15 protein-coding genes are annotated in these 17,359 nt (G+C 73.1%); all 15 read left to right on the top strand.

The genetic code is table 11. From position 1 onward, the window contains the following. Positions 1 to 20: 20 nt before the first annotated feature. Complete coding sequence (locus AC07O8_RS08290) at positions 21 to 464, top strand: phage tail protein (RefSeq protein ID WP_431104616.1); 444 nt, start codon at positions 21 to 23, stop codon at positions 462 to 464. Positions 465 to 798: 334 nt separating this feature from the next. Then, positions 799 to 2,451 (top strand): phage tail protein, encoded by a 1,653-nt coding sequence (locus AC07O8_RS08285; RefSeq protein ID WP_495047544.1) that lies wholly within the window; start codon positions 799 to 801, stop codon positions 2,449 to 2,451. Then, entirely contained in the window at positions 2,448 to 2,927 is a 480-nt protein-coding gene (locus AC07O8_RS08280) for a phage tail protein (protein ID WP_495047543.1), read from the top strand. The genes AC07O8_RS08285 and AC07O8_RS08280 overlap by 4 nt, the downstream gene beginning before the upstream one ends. After that, positions 2,927 to 3,952, top strand: coding sequence for a CIS tube protein (locus tag AC07O8_RS08275; RefSeq protein ID WP_495047542.1), 1,026 nt, complete (start codon positions 2,927 to 2,929; stop codon positions 3,950 to 3,952). The genes AC07O8_RS08280 and AC07O8_RS08275 overlap by 1 nt, the downstream gene beginning before the upstream one ends. 6 nt (positions 3,953 to 3,958) lie before the next feature. Beyond that, complete coding sequence (locus tag AC07O8_RS08270; protein ID WP_495047541.1) at positions 3,959 to 4,126, top strand: hypothetical protein; 168 nt, start codon at positions 3,959 to 3,961, stop codon at positions 4,124 to 4,126. Positions 4,127 to 4,140: 14 nt separating this feature from the next. Beyond that, complete coding sequence (locus AC07O8_RS08265; protein ID WP_495047540.1) at positions 4,141 to 5,226, top strand: phage late control D family protein; 1,086 nt, start codon at positions 4,141 to 4,143, stop codon at positions 5,224 to 5,226. Positions 5,227 to 5,256: 30 nt separating this feature from the next. Beyond that, a complete protein-coding gene (locus tag AC07O8_RS08260; RefSeq protein WP_495047539.1) occupies positions 5,257 to 5,958 on the top strand; it encodes a phage baseplate assembly protein V in 702 nt (233 codons plus the stop codon). 13 nt (positions 5,959 to 5,971) lie between these two features. Further along, on the top strand, positions 5,972 to 7,612 hold the full coding sequence (locus AC07O8_RS08255; RefSeq protein WP_495047538.1) for a hypothetical protein: 1,641 nt from the start codon (positions 5,972 to 5,974) through the stop codon (positions 7,610 to 7,612). 4 nt (positions 7,613 to 7,616) lie between these two features. Further along, positions 7,617 to 8,000 (top strand): GPW/gp25 family protein, encoded by a 384-nt coding sequence (locus AC07O8_RS08250; RefSeq protein ID WP_495047537.1) that lies wholly within the window; start codon positions 7,617 to 7,619, stop codon positions 7,998 to 8,000. 4 nt (positions 8,001 to 8,004) lie between these two features. Then, a complete protein-coding gene (locus AC07O8_RS08245; RefSeq protein WP_495047536.1) occupies positions 8,005 to 10,383 on the top strand; it encodes a baseplate J/gp47 family protein in 2,379 nt (792 codons plus the stop codon). Next, complete coding sequence (locus tag AC07O8_RS08240) at positions 10,383 to 13,418, top strand: phage tail protein (protein WP_495047535.1); 3,036 nt, start codon at positions 10,383 to 10,385, stop codon at positions 13,416 to 13,418. The genes AC07O8_RS08245 and AC07O8_RS08240 overlap by 1 nt, the downstream gene beginning before the upstream one ends. An 18-nt stretch (positions 13,419 to 13,436) precedes the next feature. Continuing rightward, positions 13,437 to 13,751, top strand: coding sequence for a hypothetical protein (locus tag AC07O8_RS08235; protein ID WP_495047534.1), 315 nt, complete (start codon positions 13,437 to 13,439; stop codon positions 13,749 to 13,751). A 13-nt stretch (positions 13,752 to 13,764) separates the two neighbouring features. Next, entirely contained in the window at positions 13,765 to 14,211 is a 447-nt protein-coding gene (locus tag AC07O8_RS08230) for a hypothetical protein (protein WP_495047533.1), read from the top strand. Beyond that, positions 14,208 to 15,146: a hypothetical protein gene (locus AC07O8_RS08225; RefSeq protein ID WP_495047532.1), complete on the top strand. Its 939-nt coding sequence runs from the start codon at positions 14,208 to 14,210 to the stop codon at positions 15,144 to 15,146. The genes AC07O8_RS08230 and AC07O8_RS08225 overlap by 4 nt, the downstream gene beginning before the upstream one ends. A 32-nt stretch (positions 15,147 to 15,178) precedes the next feature. Further along, positions 15,179 to 17,350: a hypothetical protein gene (locus tag AC07O8_RS08220; RefSeq protein WP_495047531.1), complete on the top strand. Its 2,172-nt coding sequence runs from the start codon at positions 15,179 to 15,181 to the stop codon at positions 17,348 to 17,350. The last annotated feature ends 9 nt before the right edge of the window (positions 17,351 to 17,359 follow it).

Raw genomic sequence — 17,359 nt, 5'->3', positions numbered from 1 at the left:
TCGCTTAGGAGCACCCCACCATGGCCAACCGCACCACGCCCTACGGCGCCTTCAACTTCCTCGTCAACTTCGACGGCGGCGAGGTCTTCGGCGGCTTCTCGGACGTCTCCGGGCTGGGCACCGAGCTCACCGTGGCCGAGTACCGCTTCGGCAACGACAAGGAGAACCACGTCCGCAAGGTCGCCGGCGTGCACAAGGTCTCGGACGTCACGCTCAAGCGCGGCATCCTGAACTCCAAGGCCTTGTTCGACTGGATCGGCGAGGCGCGCGTCAAGGGCCCCGCCGCGCAGAAGAGCGTCACCGTCACGCTGCTCGACGAGGCGCAGAAGCCCGTGCAGTCCTGGGTGCTGCGCGGCGTGATCCCGATGAAGTACACGGGACCGACGCTGGCGGGCAAGGGCGGCGGGGACGTGGCGATCGAGGAGGTCGTCCTCTCGGCCGAGGCGCTGGAGCTGACGGTGTGATCCGCCGTACTGCCACCGCCACTGGCCCTCACCCCAGCCCTCTCCCGCAAGCGGGAGAGGGGGCCACCCCAGTGCTCCTGCTCCGACTGGCTCGGTGCATTCTCACTCCCTCTCCCGCAAGCGGGAGAGGGGGCCACCCCAGTGCTCCTGCTCCGACTGGCTCAGTGCATTCTCACTCCCTCTCCCGCTTGCGGGTGAGGGGGCCACCCCAGTGCTTCTGCTCCGACTGGCTCGGTGCATTCTCACTCCCTCTCCCGCTTGCGGGAGAGGGCGGGGGTGAGGGCCAGCGGCCTCTGCAGGACTCCAGCGCCAACCGCTTGATCGAACATCGTCCATGAGCCTCGTCTTCGAACCTGCCGCCCCGGCTGCGCCGCCTGATGCGCAGCGCGCCGACGTCGCCTGCTTCGTGGGCTTTGTCGGCCGCCGCGCGGGACGGCCGCTGCCCGACGCGCTGCGCATGCAGCTGGATGCGGGCGGCTGGGTGACAGGGCCGTGGGCACGACCGGCCACGCAGGTCGAAGCCCTGCTCAATCTGCCGCTCGTGATCGACAGCTGGCACTTGTTCGACCGCTTCTACGCCTGGGACGAGCGGCCGGTCGACGTCCCCGCAACGCCTGACCCTCTCGACCCCATCACCCTGGCCGAAGCGACGCCGCGCCGCTGCGCCACCTACCTCGGCGCCGCGGTGCGCAGCTTCTTCGCACGCGGCGGCAAGCGCGCGATCGTGATCCGCGTCGGCGATCCCTGGCCCTACCTCGAGGACGCCGCACGACGCACCGCGCAGCGGGCCGCACGCCTGGCGCTGCTGTTGCCGGCGATGGCGCCGTCGGCCGACCCCTTCGCCCCTCACGACCCCGCCACCTGGCAAGGCGTGCAGCACCTCTACGGCCTGCAGGACGACAGCCTCCTGCTGCTGCCCGACCTGCCCGACGCCTTCGCCACGGTGCCGCCGCCGCCCGATCCGGAGCGCCCCGCGGCGCCACAGCCGGAAGGCTTCGCGCCCTGCGACGTGGAAGCACCGGAACCACGCGACGCGTCGCTGCTGCGCATCCCGGCGCCACGGCTCGACGACGCCGGGTATGCGCGCTGGCGCCAGGCCCTGCGCGACGCGCGCGACTTCCTCGACCGCCGCCAACGCGCTGCGATGCTGCTGGTCGCGCTGCCGCTGCCGCTCGCAGGCAGCCTCGCCGCCAAGGGCCTGCACGCGCAGGCGGATCCGCGCACGTGGCTGGAACAGACGCAGATCCTGCGCAGCGCCATCGACGAGGACACGCCGCAAGGCCGCCCCGCCGAGGCGCTGTCGCAGCTCGCCTGGCCGTGGCTGCGCACGCGCGCCGCGGGCGCCGACCTGCCGCAAGGCCTGGAACCGGCGGACGGCGTGCTCGCGGGCCTCATCGCGCAGGGCGCGATCGCACAAGGCACCTTCCGCTCCGTGGCCGGCGAGCTGTCGCTGCCGCTGCTGCGCGACCTCGGCGGCGCGGAACCGATGCCCGCCTGGGGCCTGGGCGACGACAGCCCGGCCGGCCGGCTCGCGCAGCGCGTGTGCGTCTTCGCGCCGGGCGCCGACGGTTGGGCCTTGCAGTCCGACGTCACGACCTCGGCGATGGACCCCTGGCGCTTCGGCGGCGCGAGCCGGCTGATCGGCACGATCCTGCGCGCCGCCCGCCGCGCCGGCGACGGCGCCGTGTTCGAGCCCAACGGCCCCAAGCTCTGGGCGCACCTGCGCGGCACGCTGGAAGACCTGCTCGCCGGCTTCTGGCGCGAGGGCGCCTTCAGCGGCGCCGCCATGTCCGAGGCCTTCGAGGTCCTCTGCGACCGCTCCACGATGACGCAGAACGACCTCGACGCCGGCCGGCTCGTCGCCTACGTGCGCGTGCGCCCGGCGATGTCGATCGAACGCATCACCGTCGTGCTCCAGCTCGGCCAGGCGGCCGGATCGGTCAATGCCGTCGTCACCAGCAACGTTTCCCAACGGGAGGCCGCATGAGCGCCGACAAGCTCTTCATCGGCCTGCACGTCTTTCGCTTCGAGGTCACCTTCAAGCGGGTCGGCACCGGCAGCGGTCCCGTCGAGGTCTGCGGCGGCGCGTTCTCCGACTGCACCGGCCTGGAAGCCACGATGGAGCCCAAGCTGATCAAGGCCGGCGGCGCCAACTACGGCGCCACGCAGCGCGCCGGCACGGTGAGCTTCGCCACGGTCGTGCTCAAGCGCGGCTTCACGCGCAGCCGCGACCTGTTCCGCTGGTTCCAGACCGTGGGCGGTGGCGGCTACGCCTACCGCCTGGCCGCCGAGATCGCCGTCCAGGACACGCAGGGCCAGACCGTGCTGACCTGGGGACTGGACCGCTGCCTGCCGGTGAAGTTCAAGGCCGCCGACCTCAACGCCAAGGGCACCGACATCGGCATCGAGGAACTGCACCTGGCGCACGAAGGCCTGCGCCTGCTCGACGCGGGAGGCGCGTGATGCCCTGGCTGCCCGACGCTCCGACGGTGGCCGCGGCCACGTTCAAGGTGCTGGAAGGGAACGGCGCCGGCGGGCCCGCGTTCGACGTGCAGTTCAACCCGGCGTCGCTCGACTACACGATCAGCAACGAGTTCGACGACCGCAACGGCAACAACGGCGCGCGCCAGTTCGTCAAGAAGAGCACCGCCAAGCTGACGATGACGCTGATCTTCGACACGACCGAGACCGGTGCCTCGGTGCGCGACGTCACCGCCAACATCGCCGGGCTGCTGGAGCCGGCCAAGGACGGCTCGAAGAAGTTCGCGCCCAAGGTCGAATTCGGCTGGGGCACCTACGCCTTCAAGGGCGTGGTCGAGCAGTTCAAGGAGACGCTGGACTTCTTCTCGCCCGAGGGCGTGCCGCTGCGATCCAGCATCAACCTGACCCTGGGGAGCCAGGAGGTCGAGTTCCAGAGCAGCAAGAGCCCCGCGCCGGCGGTCGATCGCAACGCGCAGCCCGAGCCCGTCAGCGCGGCGCCCGGCGCCGGTGCGGCCGATGTCGCCAATGCGCTCGGCGATCCGCGCGCGGCCCGCGCCATCGCCGGCGCCAACGGCGCGGCCAGCCTGCGCTTCGGCGCTGCCGCCGGGCTGTCGGTGGGCGGCAGCATTTCGCTGTCGGCGGCGGCGGACTTCTCGGTCGGCGCAAGCGCCGGGGCGGGCATCGGCATCAGCGGCGGCATCGGCGCTGGAGTCTCTGCGGGCGCCGGCGTCTCCCTCGGAGGCGGCGTGTCCGCGAGCACCGGCTTCAACGTCGACGCCGCACTCACGGCGACGGCAGGTCCGGCCTTCGCCGACCTGCGTCTCTCGCCCCCCAGCCTCCCTGTCGACGTCCTCGACGCTCGCGCCGCCCTGCTGCCCGCGCCGCGGATGGCCGGCTCCGCGAGCTTCAGTCCCGGCGGTCGCGCCGTGGCGCAGGCCGGCGGCAGCCTCAGCGCCAACGTCGGCGCCAACGCGGACCTGCACGGCCGCATCCGTTTCGGGAGTTGATCCCTCATGCCCATCACCTTCGAGGAAGTCACCGCCGACATCCAGCGCGAGCCGCAGGAACGCGGCACCGGCGCGCCTGCGCCCGCCGCCGATGCGGCGCCCGACGTCGGCGAGCAGATCGAACAGGCGCTGCGGCTGCGGGCCGAGCGCGCCGCACGTCTCTGCGATCTCTGACCACCCCCATCGCCATGACCGAAACCAGCGTCAGCCGTTCCGCCATCTTCAGCGCGCGCCCCACCTTGCGCATCGCCGGGCAGGCGGACGAGCGCCTGTCGACGCTGATGACGTCGATGAAGATGGAGGAGCGCGAAGGCGGCATGAGCGCGCTGGAGCTGCACCTCACCAACTGGGTGGCGACCGACGACGGCCGCGCCGAACTCGCGTTCAACGGCGGTTCCTCGCTGAAGCTCGGCGCCGAGCTCGGCGTCTATGCCGGCGACGAAGCGACGCCGCGCGAGATCTTCAAGGGCCAGGTCAGCGCGCTGGAGATGGTCTGCCACTACGGCGCGCCACCGGAGCTGGTCGTGCTCGCCGAGGACGGCCTGAGCGCCGCGCGCCGCGCGCGTCGCAGCAAGGTCTACACCGACATGACGCCGGCGGACGTGGTGAACGCCGTCGCGGCCGCACTCGCCCTGACGCCGTCCGTCGCCGGCCTCACCGCGCCGCAAGGCACCTGGGCGCAGCTCGACGAGACGGACCTGGGCTTCCTGCGCCGGCTGCTCGCGCGCTTCGACGCCGACCTGCAGGTCGTCGGCACGGCGCTGCAGGTTTCGCCGCGCAAGGACGTGCAGCGCGGCACGATCGATCTGACGCTCTACGGCCAGCTCGCCCGCGTGCGCATCACCGCCGACCTCGCCGACCAGCCGACCGCCGTGAGCGTGGCGGGCTGGAACGCGAAGGACGGCTCCGCGGTCAAGGGCGAGGCGAGCGCCGTCGCCAACGCCGGTCCCGGCCAGGGCCGCACCGGCGTCGCCTGGGCGGGCGAAGTCTTCGGCGATCGCCATGAGCACCTCGCCGCGCCGGCGGTCTACAGCACCGACGAGGCACGCGCCGTCGCCGAAGCGGCGCTCGACCAGCGTGCCCGCCGCTTCGTCCGCGCCGAGGGCGTGGCCGAGGGCAACGCGCAACTGCGCGTCGGGTCCTGCGTGACGCTGGCCGGCGTCTCGCCGCAGTTCGACAACACCTACTACGTGGTCCGCGCCTGCCACCTCTTCGACATGAAGCAGGGCTACCGCACCGAGTTCAGCGCGGAATGCGCCTACCTCGGCACCTGAGGCCGAACGAGGCTCACACGAGACGATCTCATGCAACGCGACCTGCCCTCCCCCCTGCCCTTCGGCGTCCCGCTGCCCTGGGCCGCGGGCGCCCAACTGGCCAAGGTCTGCTCGATCGACGATCCCGAGCGGCTCAACCGCGTGCAGGTGCGGCTGCTCGCCTTCGACGACACGCCCGGCCAGGACGCCGCGATGTGGGCGCGCGTGGTCGCGCCCTTCGCCGGCGACGACCGCGGCACCTTCTTCATGCCCGACGTGGACGACGAGGTGTTGGTGGTCTTCGCGCAGGGCGACCCGCGCCACCCGCTGGTGCTGGGCGGCCTGTGGAACGGCAGTGCCGCGGCGCCCGCGGACATCCAGGGCGGCGGCCTCAACCGCTACAAGCGCATCAAGTCGAAGAACGGCATCGTCGTCACGCTGGACGACCAGAGCGGCCAGGAGACCCTGACGCTGGAGACGCCCGGCGGCTGCAGCCTCACGCTCAAGGACGGCCCCGGCACGGTGACCCTGGAGGACAGCAACGGCAACAGCATCAAGCTCGAGACCTCCGGCATCACGGTGCAGGCCGCCGCCAAGGTGACGGTGCAGGCCAGCCAGGTCAACGTCACCGCCGGCATGGTGAAGGTGGACGCGGCGATGTCGGACTTCTCCGGCATCGTGAAGTGCGCGGTGCTGCAGACCAACGCCGTCATCAGCAGCAGCTACACGCCGGGCGCCGGCAACGTCTGGTGAGGGAGCGGACACCATGACCCATCCCCACCATCCCCACCATCCCGTCATCGTCGGCGCGCCGCGCGGTCTCGCCCGCAGCGCGCAGCCCTGGCTGATCCAGCGCAGCGACGACGACTTCATCCCCGCCACGCTGGACGATCTGCGCGGCGCGAGCGGCGCAGGCGGCATGAACGGCGCGAGCGGCACGAACAGCACGAACAGCACGAACGGAGCGGACGGACTCACGCGGCTGCGCGACCTGCGCGCGCGGGCCACCGACAAGAACGGCACGCTCAAGCTCTTCCAGCCGATCCAGCGCCAGTTCCACCTCGCGCTGGTCGAGGCCTGGTGCGACATGCCCGGCGAACCGCGCGTCGATCCGGCGAGGATCGACGCCGCGGGCCTGGTCCTGCGGCGCCTCGGCGCCGGCGGACAGCCGGAAGGCTGGATGAAGTCCAACGGCCGCCTCCGCGGCTGGGTGCCGATGTCGCGCGTCGGCGGCCCGGACGCCGACCCCGTGCCCGCGCAACGCGCGCAGCGTGATCTCACCGGCGTGGCTGACATCGATCGCCAGCTCGTCGCCTTCTCGCGCGAGCGGCCCGACACGGCGCTGGAGGAGCAGGCCATCCCCTTGTACCTCGCCCCACCCGACGTCTGCGCCGATGCCGGCCAGACGCTGTACTACGGCCTCGTGCCGACCGTCAGCGGCGAGATCAGCGAGACGGACGCGAGCCTGGTCGCGGCGGAGGGATTCGACTTCGGCCCGTCGTCATCGGCCTTCCGGCAGCATCTGGTGCAGGCGCTGCGCGGCGAGGAGATGCCGCTGCCCAAGGCCGGCGAGTCGGTGAACCGCAGCTGGCTCGAAGAGAGCGAACAACCCGGCGCCAGCACCGCCCTCGTCCGTTTCGTGCTGATGCTGCGCCAGTTGGCGGGCGAGTTCGACGCGTTCGGTCCGAGCGGCGGTCCCATCCTGCAGGCGCTGCATCCGCTGGAACTCACGCTCGTGCGCCGCAACGGCGAATGGCCGCGTCGCACCGTGCGCGCCGACGATTTTCTGACGAAGGCGCACACGCTGATCCTGGCGCAGGGCAGCGTGCCCGGCACGGTGGAGATGCCCGAGGTCTGGCCCGCGATGAGCGCCGGCCAGACGCAGCAGCTGCTGGGCGCGCTGCACGCCGCGATGCGCGCGCGCTTCGCCGCGATGAAGGCCAAGACCGGCCGCTTCGACGAGCCCGACGCGCGCTACCAGCTGCGCGCCTTCGTGCGCCTGAAGGCGGATGGCCCCTGTCCGGCGCGCGTCGTCTGGAGCGCGCCCAGCGAGTCCTTCGTGATCGCCGCCTGGTACGAGGGCGCCGGCGCGCCGCCGGTGCAGATCGCCCTGCCCGACCCCGCCGACAAGCAGCTGCTCGCCGCGCTCAAGCCCAACGTGGCCTTCGTCGTGCCGCCGTCGCTGCAGAGCCTGCTGATGGGCTCCGCCAAGGACCTCCTCGACGGCAAGAAGCCGCCGCCCGCGAGCCCCGCGCTGACGTGGATCTGCGGCTTCAACATCCCGATCATCACGATCTGCGCCTTCCTGGTGTTGAACATCTTCCTCTCGCTGTTCAACCTGTTCTTCGGCTGGCTCTTCGCGATGAAGATCTGCCTGCCCTTCCCCAAGATCCCGCCGCAGGAGTGACGCGATGACCTCCGCACTCATCGGCTGGCCGCTGCTGCCGCTCCCGGGCGACGACGGCGGCCTCGCCTGGCCCGACCTGGCGCGCAGCGTGCGCGACGGGCTGCGCCTGATCCTGAGCACCGGCCCCGGCGAACAGCTGATGCGGCCCGAGTTCGGCGGCGGCCTGGACCGCCTGCTGCACCAGCCCAACACGATCGCGACACGGCGCGAGATGCGCGACCTGGTGCGGGACTCGCTCGCGCGCTGGGAGCGCCGCATCCTGCTCGATGCGGTCGAGGTCTGGGAGGTGCCGGGCGCGCCCGGGCAGGTGCGCGTCGAGATCGCCTACCGCCTGGCACGCACCGGCGAGCCCGGCGCGATGAACGTCACCGTGGACCTGGAGGGCTGACGCCATGGCCATCCTGCCCCCCTCGCTCGACGACCGCCGCTTCGACGACCTGGTGGAGGAACTGCTCGCGCGCATTCCGGCGCACACGCCGGAGTGGACGAATCCGCGCCTGGGCGATCCCGGCCGCACGCTGATCGAGCTGTTCGCCTGGCTGGGCGACGCGCTGCTGTACCGCGCCAACCTGATCCCGGAGCGCCAGCGCCTGGTCTTCCTCAAGCTGCTGGGCCTGGGCCTGCGGCCCGCATCGCCGGCGCGCGGCCTCGTGAGCCTGTCCTTCGCGAAGGACACCGAACGTGGCGCCCACACGCTGGCGCCGGGCGGCACGCTGAAGGCGCCGATGCCGTTCGAGACGCTGTCGGAAACGACCGTGCTGCCCATCACCGGCGAGGCCTACATCAAGCGCCGCCTGAGCAGCACCGAGACCGCGCGCCGCAGCGACGTGCTGCAGGGCTTGGCCCGCATCCATCGGCTCAGCGGCGCGCTGAAGGCCTACGAGACGACACCGGTGTTCGCGCAGGGCCGCGCGGTGCCCGACGGCATCGACGTCTTCGCGCAGAGCGCCGATCGCGCGCTGTGGATCGCGCTGCTCGCGCCCAAGGCGCCGCAGGCCGACCAGCAGGAGGCCGTCAACGAGGCGGTGAAGTCCGCGCTCGGCGGCGGTGACGCGGCGCTGCCGCCGCTGCTGTCCATGGGCGTGGTGCCGGCGCTGAAGGCCCCGGCGCTGTTCGAGGACGTCACCGCGCCGACGCCGGTCCCGGTGCTGTGGGAGATCACCACCCGCGGCCGCACCGACTTCGACACCGACTACCTGACGCTCCCGGTGCAGCCCGGCACCGACACCAGCAACGGCCTGTCGCGCGCCGGCACGCTGCGCCTGCAGATGCCCGACGAGCGCCAGATCTGGGCGCCGAAGAACGACGTCGGCCTGAATCCGCAGGCCGGCGTCGGCGACGCGCCGCCGCGGCTGGACGATCCGGAGCGTGCCGACCGGCTCGTGGCCTGGCTGCGCCTCCGGCCCCAGCCGGGTCTCGCCGGCGCGACCTCCGCGACGTCGTCGGCGTTGTCGGCTTCATCGGGCGGCTCATCGTCCGCTGCGTCCGCCGTGTCTTCGGCGGCCACGGGCGCGTCCGCCCAGGCGGCCTCGGTCCAGCATCTGCCGCTCACGTGGATCGGCGTGAACGCGATCGAGATCGACCAGCGCGCCACGGTGACCGGCCGCGTGCTGGGCGTGTCGAACGGCGCGGCCGATCAGCAGTTCCCGTTGCCGATGGGGTCCGTCGATGCCAGCACCCTGCAGATCGAGGTCGAGGCGCCCGGCCGTGGCTACCAGCCGTGGACGCGCGTGGACGACCTGGGCGCGCTCAGCGCCGACCCCGACGTCGCGCGCGACGCGACGGCCTACGAGCTCGACGCCGAGGCCGGCACGCTGCGCCTGGGCGACGGGATGCGCGGCAAGGTGCCGGAGTCCGGCATGCGGGTGCGGCTCGCGCTGGGCCGCTTCGGCGGCGGCCGCGCGGGCAACCTGCCGCCGGAATCGCTGGCCGAGCTGAACGCGCGCCGCATCGACGGCCAGCCCGCGCCGCCGATCAAGGTGCTGCAGCCGCTCGCGCTGAGCGGCGGCGAGGACGCGGAGACGCTGGCCGTCGCCGAACGTCGCATCCCCGCGCGCCTGCGGCACCGCGACCGCGCCGTGACCGAAGAGGACTACCGCCGCCTCGCGCTGGAGGCGCCCGCGATCGACGTCGGCCGCGTCGAGGTGCTGCCGCGCTTCAAGCCGCGCGACCGGCGCTTCCATGTGCCCGGCGTCGTCAGCGTGCTCGCGCTGCCCGCCGCGCCGCTGGCGCCCGCGCCCAACCCGCGGCCCGATCGGCCCTTCATCGAGCGCCTGCATGCCCACCTCTCGGTGCGCACGCCGCTGGCCACGGAGCTCTACGTGATCGGCTGCGACTACGTGGCGATCGGCGTGTCCGTCGCCGTCGCGATCCGCGACGGCTTCGCGCGCGACCAGGTGCTGCTCGACGTGCGCGAGGCGCTGCGCCGCCTGCTGTGGCCGCTGGCGCCGGGCGGACTGAACGGCCAGGGCTGGCCGCTCGGCCGCGCGGTGCGCAGCCGCGAGCTGGAGGTCGAGGTCTCCCGCGTGCCGGGCGTCGACGAGCTGCGCGGCCTGCGCGTGTTCCGCCAGGCTGGCATGGACTGGCAGCCGCTGCCCGCCATCGCCGCGGACGGCGCGCAGATCCTCGCGCTGCAGCCGTGGCAGTTGCCCGAGCTGCTGTCGGTGGTCGCCATCGACGGCGACGCCGCGCCGACCGACCTGCGCGCCCTGCCCAACCCCTTCGCCGATGCCGACGCCGTCGCGGTGCCGGTCGTGCCGGAGCTGTGCTGATGGACGCGAACGGCCTGCGCTTCTGGTTGCTCGGCGACGCCGCGCACTTCCCCGCCGTCGCGCATGCGGTGTGGGACGGCGGCTGCCGCCGTCTGCAACTGGCGTCCGAACGCACGCTGGTGCCGGTCCTGTCGCCCGCCGACGCCTTCGCCGCGGCGCAGTCGGCGCTCGAGCGCGTGCCGCGCGCGATCGATTCGCTCGAATGCGTCGCCCGCTGGGACGCGGCGACCACCCGCGTGCTCGTGAAGAGCGTGCTGCCCGACGAGGCCACGCTGCTCGTGCTGGATGAAACGCCCACCGACCTCTGCGCCGCGCCGGACGGCGTGCTCTATCTCGCCTTGCCGAACGCCGCCACGCCGGCGGTGCGCCTGCACGACCTGCGCGGTCGATGGAACGACGTGGACGTGTCGCTCGCCGGCTTCGTGCCCTGGCGACTGGCGCCCGCGGCCGACGGCGGCGTGTGGGCGCTGGAGCGCGCGACGGGTCGCATCGCGCGGCTCACCGGCCGGCCGAGGCGCACGGAGACGCCCCAGCCCGACGACTACGACCCGCGGGTGTTCCGCCCCGATCCTGAGAACGGCTGCGCGCCGCGGCTCGCGCTGATCGGACAGACACCGCTCGATCCCGCCGAGACACCGGTCGCCATCGCCGGCGGGCCGGACGGCGCGTTCGCACTGCTGAGCTGGACCGGCGGCGTCGGCACCGCGCGCGTGCGCCGTTGGCGGGCCGAGGAGCGCCGCTTCGCGCCGCCGCAGACGCTGCTCGGCGCGACCTATGCCTATGCAGTGGCGTGGCTCGCGCCGGACCGCGTCGCCGTGCGCGTGCCGGGCCGTCGCGATGCGCCAGCCTTCGACCTGGGTGCATCCGGCGCGGGCGGCACCGGTGGATCGAGTGGATCAGGCGGCTCGGGTGGATCGGGTGGTTCTGGCGGCGGAGCGGGCGGTGGAGCGTCCACGCCCCTGCGCGAGCTCATGCCGCTCGGCGACGTGTATCCGCTGGCCGCCGACGCGATCGAGGGCCCGTTCGCCAACGGCGCGGCGCAGCCGCCGCACTACCCGGCCGGCGTCGCGAGCGCGGAGCCGCTGCATGCGCTGTCGCTGCGGCAGCTCGCGCGGCGCGGCGAGGCGCGCCATTACGCCGACAGCCCCTCCGGCCTCGTGGCCCGGATGATCGACAGCGGCGACGGGGGCACCGTCTGGCACCGACTCTTCGCCGAGGCCGCCCTGCCCGCCCACACCGGCTTCGTCGCCTGGCTGGCCGCCACCGACGACCCCGTCCCGCCGGCCGACGACGACCGGCTCGCCTGGCATCCGCACGGCTTCGGCGAGGACATCGCCGAGCTCGACGACGCGATGCGCGAGCCGCAGCTGCCGCTCGCGGTCTGGGAACCCACCGCCAGCGAGCTGCCGCATCACCCCGGCCTGCTCGGTGGATCGCGCGAAGCCGGCGTGCGTGGCCTGTTCTCGGCGCTGGTCCAGAACGCACGGCAACGCGTGCGCACGCTGTCCGGCCGCTACCTCTGGCTGCGGCTGGTGCTGCACGGCGACACCCGCGCCACGCCGGAGATCGCCGCGCTGCGCGTGTGGGGCAGCCGCTTCTCCTATGCCGACCGCTACCTGCCGCGGCTGTACCGCGAGTCGCTGTTCGGCGCGGCCGCGCAGGCGCCGGGCGAGCGCGTCGGCCAGATCGACCTGAGCTTCACCGCGGCCCTCGACGCCGGCGGCGCGCCCGACGACGCGCTGCGCGCGCGGCTGCGGCTGGAGCAGGTGGCGCTCGGCGATCGCGCGGCGGTCGAGGTCGAGCACGCCGGCGACGCCTGGCTGCTGAGCGACGCCCAGCGCGCCTGGCGGCTCCGGCGGGAGCCCGACGCCATCGCCGTCTACCGCCCGCGGGCCACGCCGGCCGACTTCAACGCGCGCCTGCTGGCCAACTTCGAAGGGGTGCTCACGCGCCTTGAGGACCAGGTCGCCGCGGCGCACCTGCTGACCGATCCGAACGTCGTCGCCGATGCGCAGCTCGACTGGCTGGGCAGCTGGATCGGCATCGCCTTCGATCCCGTGCTGCCAGCCGCGCGCCGGCGCGACTGGCTGCGCGCGGCGCCCGACCTCGCGCGCTGGCATGGCACGCGCATGGGCCTGCGGCTGGCGCTGGACATCGCCACCGACGGCGCGGTGCGCGGCGGCGAGGTGCTCGTCATCGAGAACTTCCGGCTGCGGCGCATCCTGGCCACGCTGCTCGGCGTGGACCTGAGCGATGAGCACGATCCGTTGCTGCCCGGGCTGCAGGTCAGCGGCAACTCGGTCGTCGGCGACACGCTGGTCATCGGCGATCGCGAGCGGGTGGAGTTGAGGGCGCTATTCAATGCGGACGCGGACTTTGATTCGGTTCCGTTCACTGCCACCGCCGCTGGCCCTCACCCCCACCCTCTCCCGCAAGCGGGAGAGGGAGCAACACGCGCGCAGCGTGCCGATTCGGCGATCGACGTCGATGCGGCGGGCGGCTTCCATGCAGTGGGCCGCTTCGATGCAGCAGGCGATTTCGATGTGATGGGCGACGTCGATGCGGCGATCGATTTCGATGCACGCCTCGCTTTCCGCGCAACCGTGCTGGTGCACCAGGCGGTGGACCCGCAAGACCTGGCCCTGATCCGGCGCATCGTGCAACTGGAAGCGCCAGCGCATGTGGCGATGCGCGTCGTGTCCGCGACGTGGCCGCTGATGGTGGGCATCGCCGCGCTGGTCGGCGTGGACACCTACCTCGGTCCGCCGCGCCTGCCGCGGCCGGTGCAGGTCGAACGCAGCGGACTGGGCCTGGGCGACTACCTGATCGGCGCCGCCGTGCTCGACCCGCGCCTGTCCGGTGCGCCGCCGATGGATCCACCCATGAGCGCGCCGCCGCCGGAGGCCGACGCCGGCCTCGACGCCGTGGCCGCGCCCGGCGCCAGCTTCATCCTCGACGGCCGCGGTTCGCGCGCGGCCTCGGGCCGAGCAATCACCGAGTACCGCTGGCGTCTGTTGCCGCCGACGGATGTTTGACCTTGCAGGAGAGTGGCCATGGCCGAATTCGTTCCCGGCACCGACATCAGCAGCGACGTACCGACCATCGAGGTCACCGTCACCCCCGACAAGCCGCTGCCGATGGGCCGGCAGACCTTCCGGCTCGTCGTCATCGACGACGCCGGCAACGCGTCCAAGCCCGACGAGGTGACCATCATCGTCGCCGACCAGGACGCGCCGACCGCGGTGATCCGCGGGCCGCGCATCGCGGCCTTCGGCAAGAGCTTCGAGCTGGACGGCTCGGCGTCCTTCGACGTCGGCGGCGGCAAGGTCGTCAAGTACGTCTGGACCTACCTGGGTCCGGTGACCTGACCGGAGCGGCGCGATGGCGAAGTTGGCGATCGGCAAGCCCGTGACGACGGAGACCGCGACGGTCGAGGTCGACGCGGGCCTGGCCGTCGGCGCGCACCGCTTCCGCCTGAGCGTCGTCAACGCGGCGGGTTTGCCCAGCCGCACGGCCGACGAGGTCGTCGTGCAGGTGACGCTCACGCGGGTGGTGCTGCCACCGATCGCGCCGGCACCGCCGGTGCGGCCTTCGGATCCGCGACGGCCGCTGACGCCGCCGTCCCCGCTGCCGCCGATGGAACCGATGCAGCCAGTTGAACCGATGCGGCCCTCGCTGCCCGCACAGCCCTCGCAACCGGTGAGGCTCCGGCCGCCGAAACCGGCTGAACAGGCTGAGCCGGCGGAAAAGGCTGAACCGGCTGAACCGGCTGAACCCGCGAAGCCGAAACGTCCCCCGTCCCCACGCATGTCGAGGAGACCCTCATGAGCATCCAGGCGACCAACGCCGATCCGCTGGTGGCGCAGCCGCGCGCGGACCGCCTCGCCTACGCCACCGGCATGCTGCTGGACGCGCAGGACTTCAGCGACGAGCAGACCTACCACCGCGGCCGCCTGGCGCGCGCGCTGGCCTTCGTGGCCGGGCCGGGCACGATGGCCGGGCTGGAAGTGCGGCACGTGCCGGGCTCGGCGACGCAGGTCGAGGAGATCAGCGTGCAGCCGGGCGTGGCCGTGGACCGGCTCGGCCGCCTGGTGGAGCTGCCGCGCGACGCCTGCCTGCGCCTGCCGCGCTGGTACGACGCGCTGCGTCTGGCCATCACCGGCGACGGCAGCCCCACCGGCAACATCCCCGGCAGCGCGCTGACCCAGGCGGCCTACACGGATCTGGCGCGTTTCGCCTCCCCGCGCATGATCGCGTCCGGCGTCGCGCTGCCGGCGCTGGCGGTCGTGGCCGACGTGTACCTGCGCTTCGCGGCCTGCGCGCGCGGGCTGACGCCGAGCTTCGCCCAGGGGCCGTTCGATGCACTCAACGCGGTGTCGATCTCGCGGCTGCGCGACGCCTACGAACTGCTGCTGCTCCCGCGCGCGGGACTCGACGACGCCTACAGCGGCCTGCCGCTGCCGCCGGCCGATCCGATCGCCGGCGATCCGGACGCGACACCGCAGGCGCGCCGCGATGCCCTGCAGGACGCCGTGCTGCAGGGCTGGGCCGGCAGCGGCCACGCGGGCGGCGACGGCGGCCTGGAACCTTCGCCCGAACAACCGCGGGACCTGGACCCGAGCGCGGTCTTCCTCGCCCGCGTCTTCATCCCGGTCGACACCGCGGCGCCGCCCGCGCGCATCGCGGAGCTGCCGCTGGTGGACAACTGGGGGCGGCGCTTCCTGCCGCCGTCGGCGCTCTTCGCGCAATGGGCAGGGCTGTAAGTCAGCCGCACCGAGTCTTCAAGGAGTCCGACATGGCGATCACCCTCACCCTCGGCGCCGCCCGCGAGCGCATCGATCCCGTCGAGGCGCCCTCGCTGCGCAACCGCGGCGTGCTGGTCGAGGACCCGCGGCGCCAGCGCCCGCGCTACTTCGACGGCCGCTTCCTGGCGGCGCGCGACCTGATCCGCGATCAGCAGTATTTCCTGACGCGCGAGGCCGACCTCGGCCGCGCCGCCGGCAGCGGCGTGGCGCATGGCCTGTCCGTGTCCGAGGGCGCGACACGGCAGACGGTGGCGATCGCCGCCGGGGAAGGCCTGACGGGCGCGGGCGAGCTGGTGCTGCTGCCGCGCCCGCTGACCATCGACCTGGCCGACATCCCGCAGACCGAGCAGCTGTCGGCGCGTTTCGGCCTGTCGCGCCTGCCGGTGGCGCCGCCGCGCAGCCGCACCGGGCTGTTCGTGCTGGGCCTGCGGCCGGTGGAGTTCACCGCCAATCCGATCGGCGCCTACCCGACCACGCTGACCGGCGCGCGCACCGTCGAGGACGGCGACGTCATCGAGGCCACCGCGGTCGTGCTGATCCCGTGGCAGGACGACGGCGCGGCCGATGCGCTCGATGCGCGCCGCGGCACGGCCGCGCGGACGATCTTCACGCAATCGGCCGCGCCGGGCTGGTCGGCCAACGTGCTGCCGGTCGCGATGCTCGCGCTGCAGTCCAACACGCTGGTCTGGATCGACGAAGCGATGGTGCGGCGCGAGCTCGGCGCCGACCGCGGCGACCTGCCCGGCCTGGGCTTCGCGCCGCGCGGGCTGCGGCTCGCCCACCTGATGCAGCATCAGAACCATCTGGCCGACGTGGTCGCACAGTTCCACGGCCGCAGCTTCCCGGCGGCCACGCAATTCCCCGCGCTGCCGCCCGCCGGCCCGCTGCCGGCGGGCATCATCGACACGGTCGACTTCACGCAGCGCTACTTCCCGTCCGAGGTCGACGTCGACTTCTCGATCATTCCCGAGGACGAGCTGCCCGCGCTGGTGGAGGAGGCGCTCGCGCTGCCGCCGATCGACTTCCTCGCGCCGCAGGCGGCCCTGGACCTGACAGCGGTGCTGGTACTCGCGCCGGTGCCGCGGGCGGACTTCGCCGCCGTGCGCGCGAAGCTCACGACCGTGTCGCGGCCACTCAAGGCGGCCGCGCCCAACCTCGTCGCGCAACGCAAGCCGCTGGAGATCCTGACCCGCCTGCGCATTCCGCTGCCGCTGCGGCCGGTCGATGTCTCCAACCCGTCGGACGCCGAATGGGCGCGGCTTGCGAAGCTCGACACGCTGTGGTTCGTGCGGCGGCGCAACCTCGCCTACCGCGACGACCTGGTCGGCAAGCCCATCGCCGTCGCGGGCGGCTCGGACGTGATCGTCGAGCGCGCCATCACCGCGCGGGTCGAGGCCCTCGGCCTGAAGCCCGCGCTCGACAAGGTGCTGGCCGCGTCCAGCGCGCGGGCGGCCTCGAGCGTGATGTCGCTGCTGGCCTCGCCACGCCTGGCCGCCTCGCCCGCGCTGACGGCGGCGGCGCTCGGCGCGCTCAACGCGAAGCCCGCGGGTGATCGCATCGGCGAGCGCGTCGGAGAGCGCGTCGGAGAGCGCGACTCGGGACTCGACCATGCGCGCGTGCTGCAGGTCGGCGCGGAGCTCGCGGACGGTGCCGTCGGCAACGGGCTCGAGAAGCTCGAACGCCATGTCGGCGATGCCGTCACGCGCACCGCGCTGGTCAGCCTGGCGAGCAACGACCACTGGCGCAAGCTCGACACCGCCGCCCGCAGCGCCGAGGGGACGAAGCTCGATCAGTTGAGCGCGCGCCTCACGCGCATCCCTGGCGCGCCGGCCACGCCGGTCGCGCCGGCATCAACACCCGCGCCTGAGCCCGCCGTGTCTGATCCCGCCTCGAAGGTCGGCGTTGCAGGGAAGGCCTCCTCCTCGCCCGCCACCACGGATCCGACGGCGTCGACGGCGTCGACGGCATTGGCGGCGTCGGCGTCCACGAAGCCGCCGCCAGCGAGGACAAGCGCCGCAAGGACAAGCGCAGCGAAGACCACCGCTGCGAAAACGGTCGCGGTGAAGACGGCGGCGGTGAAAACGACTGGGGTGAAGCAGACATCGGCAAAGAAGGTCGCGACGAAGAAGAGCGCCGCGACCAAGCGTCCGTCGCAAACCTGATCCCCGGCG

This window comes from Roseateles sp. GW821-FHT09G09, from assembly GCF_059415965.1.
This window is presented reverse-complemented; position numbering and strand designations above follow the sequence as displayed.